The sequence below is a fragment of the Enterobacter cloacae complex sp. I2 genome, from assembly GCF_014896205.1.
Lineage (GTDB): Bacteria > Pseudomonadota > Gammaproteobacteria > Enterobacterales > Enterobacteriaceae > Enterobacter > Enterobacter quasihormaechei.
This window is the reverse complement of sequence record NZ_JADBRA010000033.1, coordinates 1-19818: the sequence shown is the minus strand read 5'-3', so window position 1 is coordinate 19818 and position 19818 is coordinate 1. Positions and strand designations below refer to the sequence as shown.

Below are 19818 nucleotides of genomic sequence, written 5' to 3'. Positions count from 1 at the left end.
TCTGCATGCTTTCCGGTGAACAACACTGGCGTTCCGCGCTATAGTCACGTCTTCTGCCTGAGCTGGCGCTATGCGCTTAGCTAACTGATTTAATTCCCAATTTTTTGGTTTGTTGTCCGCAGCGAGCCTCGATGGATTATATTCTCAAGCAGGAGAAAAACATGTTTTACTGGATTTTATTAGCGCTGGCTATCGTAGCTGAAATTACCGGCACCCTGTCGATGAAATGGGCGAGCGTGAGTGATGGCAGCACCGGATTTATTTTGATGCTAGTCATGATTACGCTTTCCTATATTTTCCTCTCCTTCGCGGTTAAAAAAATCGCGCTGGGCGTGGCATACGCCCTGTGGGAAGGTATTGGTATTTTATTGATTACGCTGTTCAGCGTCATGATATTTGATGAAACCCTGACGACAATGAAAATTGCCGGGTTGACGACCCTGGTGGCAGGTATCGTGCTGATTAAATCGGGTACGCGCAAGCCAACAAAACAGCAGAAGGAGCAGACCCATGCAGCAGTTTGAATGGATCCACGCGGCCTGGCTGGGTTTAGCGATCGTTCTGGAAATTATTGCGAACGTCTTTCTGAAGTTCTCCGACGGTTTTCGTCGTAAAGCTTACGGCCTGCTATCGATTGCCGCAGTGCTGGGGGCGTTTAGCGCCCTGTCACAGGCGGTAAAAGGCATCGATCTTTCCGTGGCCTATGCGCTGTGGGGCGGCTTCGGTATTGCCGCCACCCTGGCGGCAGGCTGGATTATGTTCGGGCAGCGTTTAAACAATAAAGGCTGGATAGGGCTGGTATTACTGCTCGCCGGCATGATCATGATTAAACTGGCCTGAGTAACCTACTGCTGCGCCAGGGCTTCCAGCCTGTCGCGAAAACCGGTCACCGCCAACGCCCGGTTATCGGCGCGCCAGCGGTCTTTCGCCGCCGGAGCTGAACTCTGAACGCCAATCAGCTGCCAGCCGTTAGCGGTTTTTAACATCAGGGGCGATCCGCTATCACCCGGTAGCGTATCGCACTGATGCGAAAGCACGCTGTTTTGCGCCCAGCCCGTCACCACGCAGTCCGTATGGGTGTACAGCGAATCGAGGTGATCAACAGGGTAGCCTGACTGCGTCACTTTGCGGTCGGCGGCCTTCAGGGCGGCGGTGAGCGCGTCTTTGTCGCCATCAAAAAGCGGTAGGGGAGCGATCCCGGACGGCGGATAACGTAAAACGATCAGACCGAAATCCCAGGATGCCGCCCCGGGCGGCACAATCCAGCCATCGCCATCCGGTTTTAAGCGTTTACCGAGCGATGGATCCACCCGCCCCTCAATACCGTGGATTTCGTAGCGCCATATTCCTTTCTGCGACACAAAGCGCAGGGCGATCGCTTTATCCGGTTTGCCCTCGGGCGGCATTAGCAGGCAATGACCCGCCGTCAGCGCAAGGCGTGGTGTAATGAGCGTTGCGGTACATAAATTGCCGCTGGCGGTTTCCAGTTGCCCGATGGCATCCCAGGGCGCTTCGGTAGGATCGGTGACACGCGTACGATCGTCATGACCAAAAAACAGCGTCTTTACCTCTTTGGCGCTAATGGCGACATCGTCACCATCATCCGCATGTGAAAAGCCAGCAAAAAGGCTAAACGTTCCCAGTAACAACACAACAGATTTACGCATATCACACTCTAGTGGGGGTAATTATGATTATTAAAAGTGAACCCTATGAAAATACTATAGACGCGACAGCGAGAAAGTGGGAGTAAAATCAGCGTGCTACATTCAGGAAAGATAAAAGTGGCTGGCGATGAGCGCGCACAAGATTAGCAGGATAAGAATGAACTCAAACCGATAGCGCCGCAGCATACGCCCTCCGGATAAAAAAACGGCGCTGACCTCAAACCCGTTCAGCGCCGGTTTACCAACGTGCCCCGAAGGGCACGGTTAAGCTTGTACTCTTACGCTGCTGGCTGTGCAGCAGGTTTAGCCGCTTCGTGTTTTGCCGCTTTTTTGTGATGCTTTTTAGCCGCCTGTGCTTTCTGCTCTACCGCGGGTTTTGCCGCTTTTTTGTGGTGCTTTTTAGCCGCCTGGGCTTTCTGTTCTGCCGCAGGTTTAGCCGCTTTGTGATGTTTTTTATGGTGAACCGTTTTGGCCGGAACCGAAGTGGTCGCCGCAGGCGCTGCGGTGGCGGTAGTTTCAGCCGCGAATGCAGCAGAAGACAGACCCATAGCAGCGGCAACAACCAGAGCTAATACTTTTTTCATTTCATACCCTCGAATTTGGTTTTTCATTTAACCCCACTGCGGGGCCGTTGAAAGAACTATATCCCTGTAAATTCGAGGTTTCCGTGAGTGATTGGTATCGGCGTGTAACCGTATGTACAACGCCGGGGCGTCACCCCGGCGCGTTCGGTTACAGGTAGCGGGAAGTCAGGTGTTCGCGGAAGTAGCGGATGTTCAGATCCTCACCCGTTGCCTGAGTGATTAACTGCGACGTGCTGAAGCGGCTGCCGTGCTGCCAGATGTTCTGACGCAGCCAGTCAAACAGCGCCGAGAAATCGCCTCCGGCAATGGATGCCTGCAACCCGGGCAATGCATTTTTGGCGGCATGGAAGAGCTGTGCCGCATACATTGCCCCCAGCGTGTAAGACGGGAAGTAGCCAAAACCGCCGTCGGTCCAGTGGATATCCTGCATACAGCCGTTGCGATAATTATCCTTGGTGGATAGCCCAAGCCAGGCCTGCATTTTCTCATCCCACAGGGCGGGAATATCGTCGACTTCGATTTCGCCGTTGATCAGCGCGCGCTCGATCTCATAGCGCAGCACCACGTGCGCCGGATAACTCACTTCATCCGCATCCACGCGGATGTATCCCGGCTTCACGCGCTGGTTCCAGGCAATGAAATTCTCTTCACTGAACGCCGCCTGACTGCCGAAACGGGCATGGACCGCCGGAAGCAGATGCTTGAGGAATGCCTCGCTGCGGCCCAGCTGCATCTCAAAGAACAGACTCTGGGATTCGTGGATCGCCGTAGAGCGCGCCAGCGCAACGGGCTGCCCGGCCCACACTCGGGGAAGGTTTTGCTCGTAGCGGGCATGTCCGGTTTCGTGGATCACGCCGAAAAGTGCGCTGAGCAACTCGTCTTCATCGTAACGCGTGGTGATACGCACATCTTCCGGCACGCCGCCGCAGAACGGGTGGGCGCTAACGTCCAGACGACCGCCGTTAAAATCGAAGCCCAGCATTTTCATCGCTTCCAGGCCCAGCTCGCGCTGCGTGGCGGTCGGGAAGGGACCCTGTGGCGGAACGAACGATCGCTGAGCCTGTTTTTCCACAACCTTTGCCAGCAGGTCCGGCAGCCATGTCTTCATATCGCCAAACAGCACATCCAGGCGGGCGCTGGTCATGTCGGGTTCAAAAATATCCAGCAGCGCGTCGTAAGGCGTGCAGCCTTTGGCCTCGGCGCGCAGGCGAGCTTCTTCACGACTGAGCTTCACCACCTCTTTCAGGTTGGCAGAAAAGCCCTGCCAGTCATTGGCCGGACGCTGAGTGCGCCAGGCGTGTTCACACTTGCTGCCTGCCAGCGATTTTGCCTCTACCAGCGATTCCGGCAGTAAGGTGGCCTGCTGGTAGTGGCGCGTCATTTCACGCAGGTTGGCCTGCTCTACGTCGTTCAGATCTTCTTCAGCCGCCGCAGCTAGCCATTCACCCACTTTTTTATCGGTCAGGATCTGATGTTGCAGGACGCTCATCTCCGCCAGCGCTTCACCGCGCGCGGCGCTGCCGCCGGGCGGCATCATGGTGAACATGTCCCAGCTGGCGATGGAGGAGAGGTGAGAAAAGCGGGAGAGACGCTGGAAGGTGCGGGTGAGTTGTTGATAGTTATTGTTTTTCATGAAGTCCTCGTGTCTGAATCAGCCGATGACAAAAATTAGCATCGGCTCGATTTAAACACGAAGAGGGGTGAATGTTAATGCAGACGTTGATGCAGACTTCCGCCCACCAGCAGCGCCGCGCACAGCATCAGGGCGATAAACCCGCCCACGCCGTTCCAGCCGTAGTGATGCCAGAACACGCCGCCGAGGGTCCCGGCGATGCTGGAACCCAGGTAATAGCTAAACAGATACAGCGACGACGCCTGACCTTTGGCGCGGCGCGCGCGCGGGCCAATCCAGCTGCTGGCAACGGAGTGCGCGGCAAAGAAGCCGGCAGAGAAGAGCAGCATTCCGGCAAAAATCAGCCACAGGCAGGAGAACAGCGTCATCAGCAGCCCAAACAGCATCACGGCGGTGGAAACCAGCATCACCGGCCCGCGGCCAAAGCGAGCGGTCATGGCCCCGGCTTTTGGTGAACTCCACGTCCCGGTGAGATACGCCACAGAGAGCAAACCCACCAATGCCTGGTTGAGATGCCACGGCGAGAGCATCAGCCGGTAGCCAATATAGTTAAACAGCGTGACGAATGACCCCATCAGCAGGAATCCCATCAGAAACAGTCGCGGCAAACCTTTGTCGCGCCAGTGCAGACGAAAGTTGATAAACAGCGTCTTCGGACGCAGGGAGGTCGGGCGGAAATGGCGCGATTCCGGCAAAATTTTCCAGAACATCAGCGCCGAGGCGAGCGCGAAGCAGCCGATAACGGCCAGCGCAATGCGCCAGCTAAAGAAATCCGTAAACACACCGCTCAGCAGGCGTCCACTCATCCCGCCGATAGAGTTCCCGCTAATGTACAGCCCCATTGAGAAGGCCACGAAACTCGGGTGGATCTCTTCGCTGAGATAGGTCATCCCGACCGCCGCCACGCCGCTGAGAGAGAGCCCAATCAGCGCGCGCATGACCAGAATACCGTGCCAGCTGGTCATCATGGTAGAAAGCAAGGTACACACGGAGGCCAGCATTAACGCCGTTACCATGACCTGCTTACGCCCGATAGCATCCGAAAGTGGACCGGTAAACAACAGACCAATCGCCAGCATTCCGGTGGAAATGGAAAGGGAGATACTGCTGCTGGCTGGCGACACGCCAAACTCATGCGACAGAACCGGCAGGATCGGCTGAACGCAGTAGAGCAGGGCAAAGGTAGCGAGACCCGCTGAGAAGAGCGCCAGCGTGACGCGCATAAACTGGGGGGTACCACGCTTAATAAACTGAACCGGCTGCGGTGCTGCGGGTAAATCATCAATGTCGCTGGCCGGCGCGATATCAATAGTCGTTGTACGGCTCACACATAATCCTTGCTTAAACATCCCCGTGGTTTCTGGTGACGGGTATGACCACAAGATCAGAGTAGGAAAATGTAAATATTCTGTCTAATATATTAATAATCTCAAATGATACTTTAAAAATATGAATATCGAGCTGCGTCACCTCCGCTATTTTGTCGCCGTCGCCGAAGAGCTGCATTTTGGGCGCGCGGCGGCAAGGCTGAATATCTCTCAGCCACCGCTAAGCCAGCAGATTCAGATCCTGGAGCAGCAGGTGGGGGCGCGTCTGCTGGCGCGAACCAACCGTAGCGTGAGCCTGACGGCAGCGGGAAAACAGTTTCTCACCGATAGCAGACAGATCCTGAGCATGGTGGAAGACGCCGCCGCCAGAGCGGAACGGCTTTATCTCGGTGAGACGGGGGAGCTGCGCATCGGGTTTACCTCCTCGGCCCCCTTTATCAGCGCTGTTTCACAAACGCTCTCATCGTTTCGCCGTCACTTTCCGGATGTGCATATTCAGACACGTGAAATAAATACCCGGGAGCAAATCGCGCCGCTGAACGAAGGATCGCTCGACCTGGGGCTAATGCGTAACACGCAGTTGCCTGATACCCTGGCGTGGCAGGTGATCCTGCGAGAACCACTGATGGCGATGATCCCCAGCGACCATCCTCTCGCCGCCCGGCCTGGCGTCACGTTGGCTGAACTGGCGAAAGAGCCGTTCGTCTTTTTTGACCCCCAGGTGGGAACCGGGCTGTACGACGATATTCTGGGTCTGATGCGGCGATATGGCCTTGTTCCGACTATCGCGCAGGAGGTGGGGGAAGCCATGACGATCATTGGGCTCGTTGCCGCAGGGCTTGGCGTGTCGATTCTCCCGGCCTCGTTTAAACGGGTGCAGCTGCCGGAGATGCGCTGGGTGAAGATTGTCGAGCAGGATGCGGTCTCGGAGATGTGGCTGGTGTGGTCTAAACATCATGAACAGAGCCATGCGGCACAGCGTTTCAAAGCACAATTACTTACCGCATCTTACGGGCAATATTTATAGGGAAAAGTGGGCAAAAATGTGCAGTAAATCACATGGCTAAGTAAAAATTTGACGTCGGCCATTGAAGTGCTTCACCATAGCCCTCAGTTTATTTCGAAGCTCGAAAATAAGGGAGTGCGAGGTGGTTGCTGATAGTCAGCCAGGGCATATCGATCATATCAAGCAGACCAACGCGGGCGCCGTTTATCGCCTGATTGATCAGCTTGGTCCGGTTTCGCGTATCGATCTTTCGCGCCTGGCACAACTGGCACCCGCCAGTATTACCAAGATTGTCCGCGAAATGCTGGAAGCCCATCTGGTTCAGGAGACCGAAATTCAGGAGCCGGGCAGCCGTGGCCGTCCGGCGGTAGGGCTGGTGGTGGAAACGGAAGCCTGGCACTACCTGTCGATGCGCATCAGCCGCGGGGAAATCTTCCTCGCGCTGCGCGACCTCAGCAGTAAGATGGTGGTGGAAGACCAGCTGGACCTTCCGCTCGATGCAGAGCAACCTCTCCTCGATGCCATTCTGTCCCATATCGACCAGTTCTTTATTCGCCACCAGCAGCGTCTTGAACGCTTAACGGCGATTGCGATCACCCTGCCGGGAATTATTGATACCGAAAATGGCATTGTGCACCGCATGCCCTTTTACGAGAACGTGAAAGAGATGCCGCTGGGTGAAGTGCTGGAAAGCCATACCGGTGTGCCAGTGTACATTCAGCATGATATCAGCGCCTGGACGATGGCGGAGGCGCTGTTTGGCGCCTCGCGCGGCGCGCGCGACGTCATTCAGGTTGTGATTGATCACAACGTTGGCGCGGGGGTGATCACCGACGGGCGTCTTTTACACGCCGGCAGCAGTAGCCTGGTGGAGATCGGCCATACGCAGGTCGATCCGTACGGAAAACGCTGCTATTGCGGTAACCATGGCTGCCTGGAGACAATTGCCAGCGTGGAAAACGTGCTGGAACTGGCGCAGGTGCGGCTTAGCCAGTCGATGAGCTCCACGCTGCACGGACAGCCGCTGAGCGTCGACGCACTGTGCACCGCAGCAAGGCAGGGCGATCTGCTGGCGAAGGACATCATTACCGGCGTAGGCAATAATGTCGGGCGCATCCTGGCGATTATGGTGAACCTGTTTAATCCGCAAAAAATACTCATTGGCTCCCCGCTCAGCCAGGCGGCGGATATTCTCTTCCCGGCGATTTCCGCCTGTATCAACCAGCAGTCGCTTCCCGCATACAGCAAAAATATCGTGGTCGAAAGTACGCAATTTTCCAACCAGGGCACCATGGCCGGTGCCGCACTGGTTAAAGATGCCATGTACAACGGCTCATTACTGATTCGTTTGCTTCAGGGCTAACTCTTTTCCAGAGATGTACGAAAAATTGCGCTATCTCAAGCCGGGTAGCGCACGCTTCCCGTAGACTTTCTCCACTGAATTATTTACCTGATTTATATTTTTTGAAGCATACCCAAGAGGTGGAATGAGTCATGCTTAAGCGTTTCTTTATTACTGGTACGGATACGTCTGTCGGGAAGACCGTCGTATCCCGCGCGTTACTCCAGGCCCTGGCGGCGAGCGGTAAACGCGTTGCAGGATACAAGCCGGTTGCAAAAGGCAGTAAAGAGACGCCAGAAGGGCTGCGCAATAAGGACGCCCTGGTTCTGCAAAGCGTCTCGTCTCTGGAACTGCCTTATGATGCCGTCAATCCTATCGCGTTGAGCGAGGAGGAAAGCAGCGTCGCTCATAGCGGGCCGATCAACTACAGCCTGCTTTCAGATGGTCTGGCGAATCTTAGCGAAAAGGTTGACCACGTGGTCGTTGAAGGGACCGGCGGCTGGCGCAGCCTGATGAACGATTTACGTCCCCTTTCCGAGTGGGTGGTGCAGGAGCAGTTGCCGGTGATTATGGTCGTGGGCATTCAGGAAGGGTGCATCAACCATGCCCTGCTGACGGCGCAGGCTATCGCCAATGACGGCCTGCCGCTGATTGGCTGGGTGGCGAACCGGATCAATCCGGGCCTTGCACACTACGCTGAAATCATCGACGTGCTGAGCAAAAAACTGCCTGGCCCGCTGGTGGGCGAACTGCCTTATCTGCCTCGCGCGGAGCAGCGCGAACTAACGCACTACATCGATCTCTCGGCTTTCGGCGGTATGCTGTCCGTAGATCGAGTCGTGGCGTAACGTTCTCGACAATACCGACGCCACAACACAGGCAACCAGCAAACCGGGGAGTAAAAAATACTGCCCGGTCATTTCACATACCATCAATGCCGACATGATTGGCGCATGCGTGGTGGCGGCGAGCAGCGTCGCCATACCCGCCAGCCCAAGCAGGATCGCCGTCTCAGCCCCAGGAAACCACAGCGCAACTATCTGCGCAAACAGCATTCCCGTTGCCATACCGACGAACAGGGTTGGCGTAAACACGCCTCCCGGCGCGCCGGACCCGCTGCTTGCCAGCACCGCCAGCAGCTTGCAGATAAAGACGCCAGCAATCACTGACAGCAGCGGCGGCGACTGCAAAAATGCCTGAACCACGCTGTAGCCATTCCCCCATACCTTTGGCGTCAGCAGCGACAGCAGCCCGACGATCAGCCCGCCCAACGCCAGCTGCCACGGCGGTGAGAGCTTAAGACGCAGAAACAGCGCGTGGCTAAACCCCATCAGCCACATCAGCAGCGGACCGCAAACGCCCGCCAGCAGACCCACGCCAACTATCAACGCATAATCTGCCGCCGTTAATGTCTCACTCAGGTGCACCGCATAAAGCGTATTTGCGCCGGGGCTTAACAGACGTGTGGTGAGCAGGCCCACCACGGCGGCAATCACTACCGGGCCGAGGGAAGCCAGCATCAGCGTGCCAAACAGGATCTCTGCGATAAACAGGCTGCCCGCCAGCGGCGCATGATAGGCGCTGGCCATCCCGGCGGCGGCGCCGCAGGCGATCCACAGTTTCCATTCAGATTTCGGCGTACAGCGTTGTGCAAAAAAGGAGGCGGCGAGGGCGGCGAGCAGGATCATGGCACCTTCCCGGCCAATGGCGCTTCCGCTGGCGACCACCAGCAACGAGGCGAACGATTTCACCAGACTGGCGCCGTAATCAAACTGGCCATCACCCGTTTCCAGCGCCTCCATATAATCGGTCGGGGCGTGGGGACGTTGTGCCGTCATGCGCTGCCATCCCCACAGCAGCATTCCCGCGGCCAGACCACCCAGCGCAGGCGTGAGCGCGCGACGCCAGGGCGATAACGCAGCAGCGGCATTCACCAGGCTTCCGCTTTCGTTGCTCAGAAACAGCCACTCCAGCAGATACATGCTGTGGCGAAACGCCGCAACGGCCAGCGCCGCCAGCACGCCGGTGACGGTAGCGATCAGGAGTCGGCGAAACATCGCGCGGATGTCGGGGTAAGCGTGAAGACGTTGCATGGGTCGCAATTACGTGAGGACAAAACAATATTGTGATGGGAAAACGTGAGGTTAGCAAAAGGTATACGTGCGAAAAAAAGCCGGGCATTGCCCGGCATACAGGATTAAGTGTCGCTATGAATATTCAACGCCCGGCGCGTACGTCCTGAACTCAAATACTCCGCAATATAGTCCTGGGATATTTCGCCGTTATAGCGCCCGTCTTCGTCCACAATCGGCATCCAGCTGGTGTTGCTTTCATACAGGCGAGAAAGCACCACGCGCAGGTTGTCTTCGGCTTTCCCGGTCATGCGGAACGGGTGCAGAATGTCCGCGCAGGCACCGCTGGCGTGACGCGCTTCGCGGCGCTTCACAAAGCCCAGCGGTTTTCCGTGCTCATCAACCACGGTAATGGCGCGAATATCGTTATCATCCATGGTGGCGAAGGCCTCCGACAGCGGCGTTGATTCGCGTACCGTAATGGTCGGCTGCTGATCGGTGACGTCACCCGCTGATACCAGCAGCAGACGTTTCAGCGTCCGGTCCTGGCCCACAAACGAACCGACAAACTCATTCGCCGGCTTCGCCAGCAGTTCGTCCGGGCTGGCGCACTGCACGATACGTCCCTGACGGAAAACGGCGATACGGTCGCCCAGCTTCAGCGCTTCGTCAATATCGTGGCTCACCAGCATCACGGTCTTTTTCAGCTTGCGCTGCATCTCCAGGAACTGGTTCTGGATCACCTCGCGGTTGATCGGGTCGACCGCGCCGAACGGTTCATCCATCAGCAGGACCGGCGGATCCGCTGCCAGCGCACGGATGACGCCGATGCGCTGCTGCTGGCCGCCGGACATTTCACGCGGATAGCGGTGAAGGAATTTATGCGGATCCATTGCCACCATATCCATCAGCTCCTCGGCACGGGATTTACAGCGCGCTTTGTCCCAGCCCAGCATTCGCGGCACAACGGTAATGTTCTCTTCGATGGTCATGTTCGGGAACAGGCCAATCTGCTGGATCACATAGCCAATGTTGCGGCGCAACGTCACGGTGTCCATCCCGCTGGTGTCTTCGCCGTTAATCAGGATCGTCCCGCTGCTGGGCGTAATAAGACGGTTAATCATCTTCAGGGTCGTGGTTTTGCCGCAGCCGGACGGGCCGAGCAGCACGCACATTTCCCCTTCAGGCACGTTCAGGTTGACGTTGTCGACGGCCTTAAACGTCTGACCGTGTTTCTGTGAAAATTGTTTGGTGAGGTTTTCCAGTTTTATCATTATCGAATCCCCTTCGGAGTCAGTACCACCTGCAAACGGTGCAGCAACCAGTCGAGCACAATCGCTAAAAGACAAATCATCAGCGCGCCCGCAATCAACATACGAATATCACTCCCGCCAATACCGTTAAGCAGTAGCAGGCCCAGACCGCCCGCGCCAATCACGGCGGCAATCGCCATGACGCCAATGTTCATCACCACGGCGGTGCGGATGCCGCCAAAAATGACCGGCAGCGCCATCGGGATTTCCACCCAGCGCAGACGCTGCCAGAAGGTCATGCCGATGCCGCGTCCCGCTTCACGCAGGCCGGGGGGCAGGCTGTCGAGCGCCGTGTGGGTGTTACGCACAATCGGCAGCAGCGAGTAGAGAAACACCGCCGTTATTGCGGGCAGGGCGCCAATGCCCTGACCGACCAGCGAAAAGAGCGGGATCATCAGGCCGAAAAGCGCAATAGACGGGATGGTGAGCACGATGGTGGCGATCCCCAGCACGGGAGTTGCCAGCCATTTGTGGCGAACAATCAAAATGCCCAGCGGCACGCCGATGATAATCGCCAGGCCCACGGCCAGCGCGACCAGCCACAGGTGTTGCAGCGTCAGGGTTAAGAGATAGTCCCAGTTGTCGAAAATATAGTGAATCGTCTCCATAGCGCCTCCTACAGCAACTGTTTGCTACGCAGGAAATCTCGGGCGACCTGCTGCGGTGACTGATGGTCGATATCCACCTTTTTATTCAGTTCGGTGATAACGTCGTTATTCAGCTGGGCAGAGAGGGTGTTCAGCGCCTCCTCCAGCCCCGGGTTCGCCTCCAGCGTGTCTTTACGTACAACCGGCGTCACGGCGTAACTCGGGAAGAAGCCTTTATCGTCTTCCAGCACTTTGAGATCGAAGCCCTTCACGCGCCCGTCGGTGGTGTAGATCAGCCCCGCATCGACAAACCCGTCGCGCACCGCGTTATAGACCAGTCCCGGATCCATCTGGCGGATCTGCGGGCGGTCCAGCGTCATGTTGTAGGCCGCCTGTAACGGTTTCATCCCGTCGCTACGCCCGGCAAACTCCAGGTCAAGACCCAGCAGCCAGTTGTTATCCGGATCGGTTTTACGGATCTGCTCAATCTTCGCCACCATCTCAGACATGGTGTTGATATGTTCAGCCTCGGCGCGCTTGCGCTGCATGGCAAAGGCATAGGTGTTGTTCATGTCGGCAGGTTTGAGCCACACCAGACCGTGCTTCGCGTCAAGACGTTTCACCGTCTCGTAAGACTCCTGCGGCGACATGCGTTTGTTGATGTGGTTGAAGATGATCAGCGACGTACCGGTGTACTCCCAGGTCATATCGATTTGTTTGTTGATCATCGCGTTTCGGGATATCACCGTCGCAATATTGGTCTGCGGCTGCACCTGAAACCCTTTCTTTTGCAGATACTGCACGGTCATGGCCGAGAGAATGTGCTGCTCGGTAAAGCTCTTGGTCGCCAGGATCAGCGGCGCGGCGAGCGCCTGGCTGGTGAAGAGCGCGGCGGCGCACAGCGCCGTCAGGCCGGAAAACAGTCTCATAGAAGCTCCTTGTTATAATTATCGTGCGAGATGTGGGCTCAGCAGTCGACCCAGTGCCGCCAGCAGCGTATCCAGAATCAGGGCGAACAAGGCGGTGGCCGCCGCGCCCAGGATCAGCGTCGGGAAGTCATTCAGATAAATACCCGGGAAAATCAGCTCGCCGTAGCTGCTGGCACCGATCAGGAATGCCAGCGGCGCGGTACCAACGTTAATCGCCGTAGCAATACGAATACCTGAAAGCATCACCGGCCAGGCGTTAGGGATTTCGACCTGACGCAGGCGCTGCCACTTGGTCATGCCGATGCCGTTTGCCGCCTCCAGCAGTGACGCGGGAACAGAGCACAGCCCGGCATAGGTGTTGCGCACAATCGGCAGCAGAGAGGCCAGAAAGAGGGCGATAATGGCCGGTTTATCGCCGATGCCAATCACCACCATCGCCAGCGCCAGAACGGCCAGCGGCGGCAGGGTGTTGCCCACGTTAAAGATTTGCATCACGTATTCGGCGATACCCCGTGCCGCCGGACGGCTCAGCAGGATGCCGCTTGGAATACCGACCAGCAGGGCAAAGAACATTGAGGAGAAAACCAAAATTAAATGCTGTTGCCCGAGGTAGATCAGGTCAACCTGGCGCGCCTTGATCGTATCCAGCCCAATTCCCCAGGTGAGGAGAGCGAGAACCACGATAATGGCGCCGACAAAAAGCAGCGAACGTTTGAGTAGTGGATGCATTGCGGTGTGTCTCCCTGTGCGCATGCGTTATAGCAACCACCGGTTGCGGTTGCCTGTTGTTATGCCATGTTTCGGCAGGGGTACTTCACCTATAGCAAGCGAAGCGGAAGGGTTCCAGCGAAGGGGGTAAAACAGTAACCCTATGAAATTAGTGACAACCAGGGTTAAGCCTTATGGCATAAGGGCTGTCAGCGGGCAGGCAGAATAGTCTTAAAGAAGCGAGTCTTAAGTGACAATGTCACCTAAGACTCATTAATAAACCCTAACGGCCGAGGGCGGCGCGCACCTTTCGCACGCGCCAGGAGATGCGAACGATCGAAAAGGCGGCGATGAATACCAGCATTAGCCCCAGCGCCAGCATCGCGTGGAATCCAAATTCTCTGAACAGGATCAGCCCTGCGATCCCTCCGGTAATAAACGAGAAAAGGGTGGTTAAATGGGTCTTGAGCTGGCTCTTCTGCGCAGCCGTGTCTTTAGAATAATCCCGGCGCAGCATGGCGACCATAACGGAGGCCAGCGAAATGCCCGCATCGGTCAGCGTGCCGGTAATGTGCGTGGATCTCACCCGACCGCCGGATAGCTGAGTGGAGGTAGAATTATGGATGCCCATCAGCCCGCACAGGAAAATAATAATCTCCTGATTCGTGGCAAAGGAGTGAAAATACATTTCGTACAGAGATACCCCGGCCAGTAATAGCCCTTCAACAAAAAGAACCTGGCTGAATACCAGCCTGACGTTATAGATAATCCCCCAGATAACAATCATCCGCGCAACGATGGCACCCGTGACAAACGACAGAATAATGGCGCCAAAAAAAAGAATATCGTTGAGGTCGGTGGAGGAGACTTCGCTGGAGAGTTGTGAGGTATTGCCGGTCATGTGTGAGGGAAAAAAGCCAAACGCGCCCAGCGCAATGGCATTCAGCAGTCCTGCGGAGGTGGCCAGCCAGAGAGCAAGACGGCGATCCTCCTGATGCGTTCGTTCTTTCTTTAACTTAATCAGCAAAGAATACCTCCGGTTTGAGCTTTGCCTGATTCCTCAAGCTAACAAAGCGATATCGCTGGCTGACCAGGATATTGCTTAATTATTAATTCAACGGGAGGTATTCGCGGTTTTGTAATTAAATAAAATAACCCTGTTAATATAATGCCTTACTGCTGATGGCGCGAGCAGACTGACGGGCAAAAATACCGCCCCCGTGATTGCCGGGGGCGGGGAGCTTATTTCAGACTGGTTTTGAAGAACTGCTCAAACTGCGCGAACGGGATTTTTCCTGCGACGTTATCGTAGAGATCAACATGGTTTGCACCCGGAACAATCACCAGCTCTTTCTGTTTGCTGCCGACGGCCTTAAACGCATCTTCCGCAAAATAGCGAGAATGCGCGTTTTCACCGGTCACGATCAGCGTCGGGATGGCGATCTCCCCGGCATAGCTCAGCAGCGGCATATTCATAAAGGACAACGGCATGGTCGCGGTCCATGCGCCGGTGGAGTTTACGGAACGGGCATGGAAGCCGCGCGGCATACGGTAGTAGTCGTAGAACTCTTTCAGTACCGGATGCGGATCGGCGGGCAATGCTTCCGGCAGAATACGCTCGGCTGCCGTCACCTTACCGTTCTCATCGACATTAATATCATGACCGCCATGGGCGAAAGTGCCGCTCTCGGCATCTTTCCAGCGCTGGGCGTTCAGATACTCCAACACGGCCCGACGGTCAGCCGCTGAATAGCGATCTTTCCCGTCGCCCACGCCGTGACCCATCGCGCGGCTCATATCGTACATTACGCTGGTGGCGACCGCCTTCACGCGGGTATCCATGGATGCCGCGTTCAGCGCCATACCGCCCCAGCCGCAAATGCCGAGAATGCCGATACGATTACGGTCGACTTCTTTCTGGAGCCCCAGGAAATCCACTGCGGCGCTAAAGTCTTCGGTGTTGATATCAGGGGAGGCAACGTTACGCGGCTGGCCGCCACTTTCACCCGTATAGGATGGGTCGAAGGCCAGGGTTACGAACCCCTGTTCAGCCAGGGTCTGGGCGTACAGACCGCTGGATTGCTCTTTAACCGCACCGAACGGCCCGCTGACGGCAATCGCCGCCAGCTTCTGGTCGCCGCGGTTCTTAGGAAGGTACAGATCGCCCACCAGAGTGATCCCGTATCGGGTCTGGAACGTCACCTTGCGGTGAATGACTTTATCGCTCTCGGCGAAGGTTTTATCCCAGGTAGTTACCATGGAAACGGGGGCGTTTGGATTTAGCGTTTCTGCATAACTCATTGTCGTCACTCCACTTAATGATGCGCACAGCAGCAGCGCAACGGATAGGTTTTGGGTGAATGTTTTCATAAGAGATACCGTGTGTTGTTGTTATGCGGTCATTATAATTAGCAGTAATAGTGCTGATTAGAGGCCAATGGCTGCTAGAATTAATATCATTTTGTTATAGGTTCGCGAGGCGTAATGGCAAAGCGAGAGAACTACAATGAGCTGTATCTGTTTATCCAGGTGGTGCGGGAGGGGAGCTTCACGGCAGCCGCACAGCGGCTCGGGCTGGCACAATCCGGGATCAGCCGATCGGTTCGGGAGCTGGAAGAGCGGCTGGGCGTTCAGCTTCTGGTGCGTACCACGCGCAAGCTGTCGCTGACCCATGCCGGAGAACAGCTTTACCAGACTGCCGGCTCTGCCTTTGATGCGCTCGATACCGGGCTGACCAGACTGGCACACTACCGCCAGACGCCCTCCGGCACGGTGCGCATAAATGCCAGCCAGCACGCCATTGAAAAATGTCTGCTGCCAAAGCTCGCTATATTCAAACAGCGTTACCCGGATATTCGTCTGGAATTAATGAATGAAAGCCGGTTCGTGGACATTATTGCCGAGCGATTCGATGCGGGCGTCCGGCTGGGGCCGGAGGTGGGGCAAGGTATGATTGCCGTGCGCATTACGCCCGATATGGAGATGGCCGTGGTTGCCGCCCCGGCGCATTTCCGGCGCTATAGTTTCCCGCAGGTGCCTGCTGATCTGACTTCGCATCCCTGCATTGCTTATCAGTTCGCCGACGGTCGCCACTATCAATGGGAGCTCATTCAGGACGGAAAAAGTATTGCTCACCGCCCGGAAGGACAATGGGCCTTTTCGGACAGCTATATGGAAGCCGAAGCCGCGCGGCTGGGACTCGGGCTGGCCTATGTCCCGGTAGAGCTGGTGGCTGACGATCTGGAGCGCGGGACGCTGATAAGGGTCTTGCAGCGCTACAGTCTGCGGATGGACGGGCTTTACCTCTATTACCCGCACCGCAACGTCTCCCCGGCGCTGAGAGCGGTAATCGATACGCTGAAAATTTAGGGGTGCCTCTGCGCTGCCGTCTATACAGCTCCTGGGTTTGTGTTACGCTACTCTTTTATATAGCGCTGCTCAATTAAGGCTAAGAAATGACAAAATTAACGCCAGAATATACGGCTGTAGATTTATCAAGTTGGGCAAGGAAAGAGCATTTTGAAGTCTTTCAGAGCTTTGCTCAATGCACGATTAACCAAACGGTTCAGCTGGATATTACGGCGCTGCTGAAACATATCAAAGAGGTTGGCTGGAAATTTTATCCTTCGATTATTTCTATTATCGCCACAGTCGTTAACCGCCATTCTGAGTTCCGTATGGCTATGAAGGATAATGAACTTGTAATATGGAAGGAGGTGCATCCAAGCTATACCCTTTTCCATAAAGAAACGGAGACGTTTTCATCGTTGTGGAGTCACTTCGACGGGAATATTCATCACTTTCAGAACGTTTATGCAGAAGACGTTTCTCGCTATGGTGATAATCTTGCCTACTGGCCTAAGGAAGAGTCCCGGGAAAATATATTCTTCATATCGGATATTCCATGGGCGAGCTTTACCAGTTTTAATATCAACGTGGCTAACATGCAGAACTTTTTTGCACCCATGTTCACCTTTGGAAAATACTATAACCAGGATGGAAAAGTCTTGTTGCCTTTCGCCGTTCAGGTCCATCACTCCGTGTGCGATGGTTTCCACCTGGCAAGGCTGATCAATGAGTTGCAAGAGTTATGTGATAATTTACCGCGCCATTCCGAAGCGCTCACCGTGTGATGCACGTGTTTTTAACCTACGCCTGACGAGGGGAATTGATGGAACCGAATTTTACGCCAGAACAGATTGAAATGATTAACGGCATTGTTTTCGAGCAGATCGACATCATGCATGAGAAAGTTGCTGAAATAATTGCAGAGACAGAGACGGTTGCGCATCAACGCCTGAAGGATAACGGAATCACTATGACAGATTTCTGTCCCGCGAATAAACATTTCCTGATGATGACCCTTGTACAAAATCTTATAGATAAAGTGCACGGGGGTGATATGGCTTTGGCCCAAAAAATGTTAACCATTGAAGCAAAAAGGCTGAACGTTAGCGTAAATGTTGAGGCGGACAAATCGAGATAACAGGCCCTTCTCATGGTGACGCTGGATGAATTAAAGGCAAAATATCCAGCGCGACGTTCTGTAAGCCGATAATATTAAAGCCGTGAGCCGTTTCCAGCTCACGGTGGCAGGACAAGTGATGGGGATTCTGACGATCAGGCCGCTTTAACGGCACGGATTTTTTTACTGCCATCCGCATCCGCCGCTGTTTTATCCGTTGCAGCATCGCGCTCGGGAAGCTTGCTGGTACGCAGGATATGCTGAACAGCTTCTTTCTGCTCGGCGAGATACAGCCCAAGGTTCTCCGCCTGCGTTTCATCCAATTGCATTTCGCTTTGCAACAGCCAGTCGGTGAACGCTTCTGCCATATCGAGCAGTTTGTCGTGAGCGTCAGCCTCTTTCTTACTGGCAAATGTCATTTTCTCTTCACCCTTTCTTACGACAACAAATTTTGTTTCAACAGCCATTTTGCGCCTCCGGTACTGTAATTATATACAGTATAACAGTTGCGACGTGGTGTTGCAGCAAAAATGTGCGAAACTGGCTAGCACAACGGATGTGCAAGCCAGGCGCTGTTATCGGTACAGCGTTTTTTCTGCAATCGGGATCAGCAAAGTGGACTGCCAGTCTGCCAGGGTCAGTTGAGCCAGTTTACCCAGCGCCGCGTAGAAAGGATGGGCCGCGTTTTCAACGAATACGGTCAGGAAACGCGTGCTCCACGGCAGCAGATGCCAGGCCAGAAGCTGGTCGCGTTCTGTGTCGCGACCGTTCTCGGCAAGCCACGCCGCCAGCAGCAGCAGCGTGCCGAAGTGATCTTCCGGCTCATTCTGCTGCATTTCAAAGGCGATATTGTTTTCACGCATCCACTGACGCAACGCGAGGGTCGAATCGCCAAACAGCACGGACTCGCGATCGAGCCAGACGGAGCCCCACGGAGGAGCGGGCAGGGCATATGGGCCAATAAACAGACGCTGCCACGCGTTTTTCAACGCTTCGTCCGACGGGGCTTTAAACGCAGCGGCGACGGGCAGCAGGCTTTCTTCCGGCAGCGGCCAGTCCTGCACCCAGTCACCGGCGGTCAGGGCGCTCACCAGCGGCGCAGTCTGTTCGCTGTCCGGGGCAAAATAAAACAGCGCGCCCAATACCCGGGCGCTGAACGCGAACGATTCGCGATGTGAGACGTCATTCATTACAACTTTCCTTACTTGCGCGCGGGCGGTCCCGCGCGCCTGTGTTAACCTGCAATCGCTAACCCTGCGGTCATATGCAGACCATAAAATAGCCCACGGCCAATAAGTTCACCCAGCGCCACCAGCACAAAACCTGCTAACAGGCCGAGCGTGTTCGGCTCCTGACGCCGAATCAGCGGGCAGATCCAGCAGCCTAAGCCCGCCGCCAGCAGCGCGATGCGCCAGACCTGAAGCGAACCATAATCCGGCAGCAGGGCGCTGGCCTGCTGGATGGAACTCTGGATCGTCGCCAGTGCGTTGCTTTGCAACACGACGACCGCCACGCAGACGAGCAGCGCCAGCACGCTGACGGAGGCGGCAACGGTACCTTTATATGTCACGTTTGCAACCCGCAGCAGCAGCGCGGCCAGCAGCGGACCAGCAAGCGCCATCGTCAGGAAGAAGGCCAGCGTGGTGTAGCCCGTATACCAGGTCGGAACGGTATCAATCTGATAGACCCGGGTCATCGCCCAGACAAAAACGACCCCCAGGAGTTGACTGACCACCAGCCAGATTTTGCCTAAAGCAGGGGGCATTTTACCGATAACCGATACCAGCCACCAGAAACCGCCCACGGCAAAGAAGATCGAACCCGCTGCGATCTCATTACTCAGCGCTGACGCTCCCACGCGGTTAAGCGAGTTGAAGGCGCGCAGCGGGGAGCCGAGGTGCAGTACCGAGGCCATAAACCCAATACCCATCACTACCCAGAGAAAAAACATGCTGCGAACGATGCGCCGTTTAGCCGCTTCCTCTTTTTTATTCAGCCAGGCGAAACCCATCACGATTAGCGCGCCGGCCACGCACTGCCCGAAAACGGTGAAGATCACCAGCGGCCATTCATGCCATCCACTTCCCATCTCACACCTCCTTCGGGTTGGCCAGGTAGCCGGTGGTGTCACCCGTCGGACGGCTGTTGGCGTTAGGTTTAATCACAATACTCGGCTTCGTGAAG

The 19818-nt window shown here is 55.7% G+C and carries 23 protein-coding genes and 1 pseudogene; 8 read left to right on the top strand and 16 right to left on the bottom strand.

What is annotated here, in order from left to right:
* Positions 1-161: 161 nt before the first annotated feature.
* Both mdtJ and mdtI read left to right on the top strand, forming a co-directional pair.
* The gene (gene mdtJ / locus IM300_RS21560; RefSeq protein ID WP_063866843.1) at positions 162-524 is read left to right on the top strand and encodes a multidrug/spermidine efflux SMR transporter subunit MdtJ; all 363 of its coding nucleotides are present in this window, start codon (positions 162-164) and stop codon (positions 522-524) included.
* Positions 511-840 (top strand): multidrug/spermidine efflux SMR transporter subunit MdtI, encoded by a 330-nt coding sequence (mdtI, locus tag IM300_RS21555; RefSeq protein WP_063866842.1) that lies wholly within the window; start codon positions 511-513, stop codon positions 838-840. Before mdtJ ends, mdtI begins: the two co-directional genes overlap by 14 nt.
* A gap of 5 nt (positions 841-845) precedes the next feature.
* Here mdtI and IM300_RS21550 read toward each other — a convergent pair whose 3' ends face one another.
* From IM300_RS21550 to IM300_RS21535, 5 genes are all read right to left on the bottom strand, one after another.
* Complete coding sequence (locus IM300_RS21550; RefSeq protein WP_063451484.1) at positions 846-1667, bottom strand: serine protease; 822 nt, start codon at positions 1665-1667, stop codon at positions 846-848.
* A gap of 102 nt (positions 1668-1769) precedes the next feature.
* Positions 1770-1853 carry a hypothetical protein gene (locus tag IM300_RS22875; protein ID WP_057979992.1) on the bottom strand — a complete coding sequence of 28 codons (84 nt, stop codon included), beginning with the start codon at positions 1851-1853 and terminating at the stop codon, positions 1770-1772.
* Between the two features lie 92 nt (positions 1854-1945).
* Positions 1946-2251, bottom strand: a complete 306-nt coding sequence (gene asr / locus IM300_RS21545) for an acid resistance repetitive basic protein Asr (protein ID WP_193038290.1) — start codon at positions 2249-2251, stop codon at positions 1946-1948.
* Positions 2252-2399: 148 nt separating this feature from the next.
* Entirely contained in the window at positions 2400-3884 is a 1485-nt protein-coding gene (locus IM300_RS21540) for a carboxypeptidase M32 (protein ID WP_193038289.1), read from the bottom strand.
* 74 nt (positions 3885-3958) lie between these two features.
* Entirely contained in the window at positions 3959-5212 is a 1254-nt protein-coding gene (locus IM300_RS21535) for an MFS transporter (protein WP_193038288.1), read from the bottom strand.
* A gap of 121 nt (positions 5213-5333) precedes the next feature.
* On the opposite strand from IM300_RS21535, the gene IM300_RS21530 reads away from it, so the two are divergent.
* The 3 genes from IM300_RS21530 to bioD all read left to right on the top strand — a co-directional run bounded on the left by IM300_RS21530 (position 5334) and on the right by bioD (position 8408).
* Positions 5334-6239 (top strand): LysR family transcriptional regulator, encoded by a 906-nt coding sequence (locus tag IM300_RS21530; protein WP_107535257.1) that lies wholly within the window; start codon positions 5334-5336, stop codon positions 6237-6239.
* A gap of 121 nt (positions 6240-6360) precedes the next feature.
* On the top strand, positions 6361-7581 hold the full coding sequence (gene mlc / locus IM300_RS21525) for a sugar metabolism global transcriptional regulator Mlc (protein ID WP_193038287.1): 1221 nt from the start codon (positions 6361-6363) through the stop codon (positions 7579-7581).
* 131 nt (positions 7582-7712) lie between these two features.
* Entirely contained in the window at positions 7713-8408 is a 696-nt protein-coding gene (gene bioD / locus IM300_RS21520; RefSeq protein ID WP_193038286.1) for a dethiobiotin synthase, read from the top strand.
* On the opposite strand, the gene clcB is transcribed toward bioD, so the two are convergent.
* The 7 genes from clcB to IM300_RS21485 form a co-directional block, all read right to left on the bottom strand.
* Complete coding sequence (gene clcB / locus IM300_RS21515) at positions 8343-9653, bottom strand: voltage-gated ClC-type chloride channel ClcB (protein ID WP_112793271.1); 1311 nt, start codon at positions 9651-9653, stop codon at positions 8343-8345. The genes bioD and clcB overlap by 66 nt on opposite strands.
* A gap of 104 nt (positions 9654-9757) precedes the next feature.
* A complete protein-coding gene (gene osmV, locus IM300_RS21510) occupies positions 9758-10906 on the bottom strand; it encodes an osmoprotectant ABC transporter ATP-binding protein OsmV (RefSeq protein WP_063451474.1) in 1149 nt (382 codons plus the stop codon).
* Entirely contained in the window at positions 10906-11553 is a 648-nt protein-coding gene (osmW, locus tag IM300_RS21505; protein ID WP_063451473.1) for an osmoprotectant ABC transporter permease OsmW, read from the bottom strand. The genes osmV and osmW overlap by 1 nt, the downstream gene beginning before the upstream one ends.
* A gap of 8 nt (positions 11554-11561) precedes the next feature.
* Complete coding sequence (osmX, locus tag IM300_RS21500) at positions 11562-12461, bottom strand: osmoprotectant ABC transporter substrate-binding protein OsmX (RefSeq protein ID WP_063866836.1); 900 nt, start codon at positions 12459-12461, stop codon at positions 11562-11564.
* 18 nt (positions 12462-12479) lie between these two features.
* Positions 12480-13190: an osmoprotectant ABC transporter permease OsmY gene (gene osmY / locus IM300_RS21495; RefSeq protein ID WP_193038285.1), complete on the bottom strand. Its 711-nt coding sequence runs from the start codon at positions 13188-13190 to the stop codon at positions 12480-12482.
* A gap of 262 nt (positions 13191-13452) precedes the next feature.
* A complete protein-coding gene (locus IM300_RS21490) occupies positions 13453-14196 on the bottom strand; it encodes a YoaK family protein (protein ID WP_193038284.1) in 744 nt (247 codons plus the stop codon).
* Between the two features lie 215 nt (positions 14197-14411).
* The gene (locus IM300_RS21485; protein ID WP_193038283.1) at positions 14412-15539 is read right to left on the bottom strand and encodes an alpha/beta hydrolase; all 1128 of its coding nucleotides are present in this window, start codon (positions 15537-15539) and stop codon (positions 14412-14414) included.
* 114 nt (positions 15540-15653) lie between these two features.
* On the opposite strand from IM300_RS21485, the gene IM300_RS21480 reads away from it, so the two are divergent.
* The 3 genes from IM300_RS21480 (at position 15654) to IM300_RS21470 (ending at position 17655) form a co-directional block, all read left to right on the top strand.
* Entirely contained in the window at positions 15654-16538 is an 885-nt protein-coding gene (locus IM300_RS21480) for a LysR family transcriptional regulator (protein ID WP_193038282.1), read from the top strand.
* Positions 16539-16624: 86 nt separating this feature from the next.
* On the top strand, positions 16625-17302 hold the full coding sequence (gene catA, locus IM300_RS21475) for a type A chloramphenicol O-acetyltransferase (RefSeq protein WP_193038281.1): 678 nt from the start codon (positions 16625-16627) through the stop codon (positions 17300-17302).
* Between the two features lie 38 nt (positions 17303-17340).
* The gene (locus tag IM300_RS21470) at positions 17341-17655 is read left to right on the top strand and encodes a hypothetical protein (RefSeq protein WP_063866831.1); all 315 of its coding nucleotides are present in this window, start codon (positions 17341-17343) and stop codon (positions 17653-17655) included.
* Between the two features lie 134 nt (positions 17656-17789).
* Here IM300_RS21470 and IM300_RS21465 read toward each other — a convergent pair whose 3' ends face one another.
* The 4 genes and pseudogenes from IM300_RS21465 to IM300_RS21450 form a co-directional block, all read right to left on the bottom strand.
* A complete protein-coding gene (locus tag IM300_RS21465; RefSeq protein WP_193032514.1) occupies positions 17790-18101 on the bottom strand; it encodes a YebG family protein in 312 nt (103 codons plus the stop codon).
* Between the two features lie 108 nt (positions 18102-18209).
* Complete coding sequence (gene dmsD / locus IM300_RS21460; protein ID WP_193038280.1) at positions 18210-18824, bottom strand: Tat proofreading chaperone DmsD; 615 nt, start codon at positions 18822-18824, stop codon at positions 18210-18212.
* Between the two features lie 44 nt (positions 18825-18868).
* Positions 18869-19723, bottom strand: coding sequence for a dimethyl sulfoxide reductase anchor subunit family protein (locus IM300_RS21455; RefSeq protein WP_193038279.1), 855 nt, complete (start codon positions 19721-19723; stop codon positions 18869-18871).
* A gap of 1 nt (position 19724) precedes the next feature.
* Positions 19725-19818 (bottom strand): annotated as a pseudogene (locus IM300_RS21450) (dimethyl sulfoxide reductase subunit B); the annotation flags it as partial.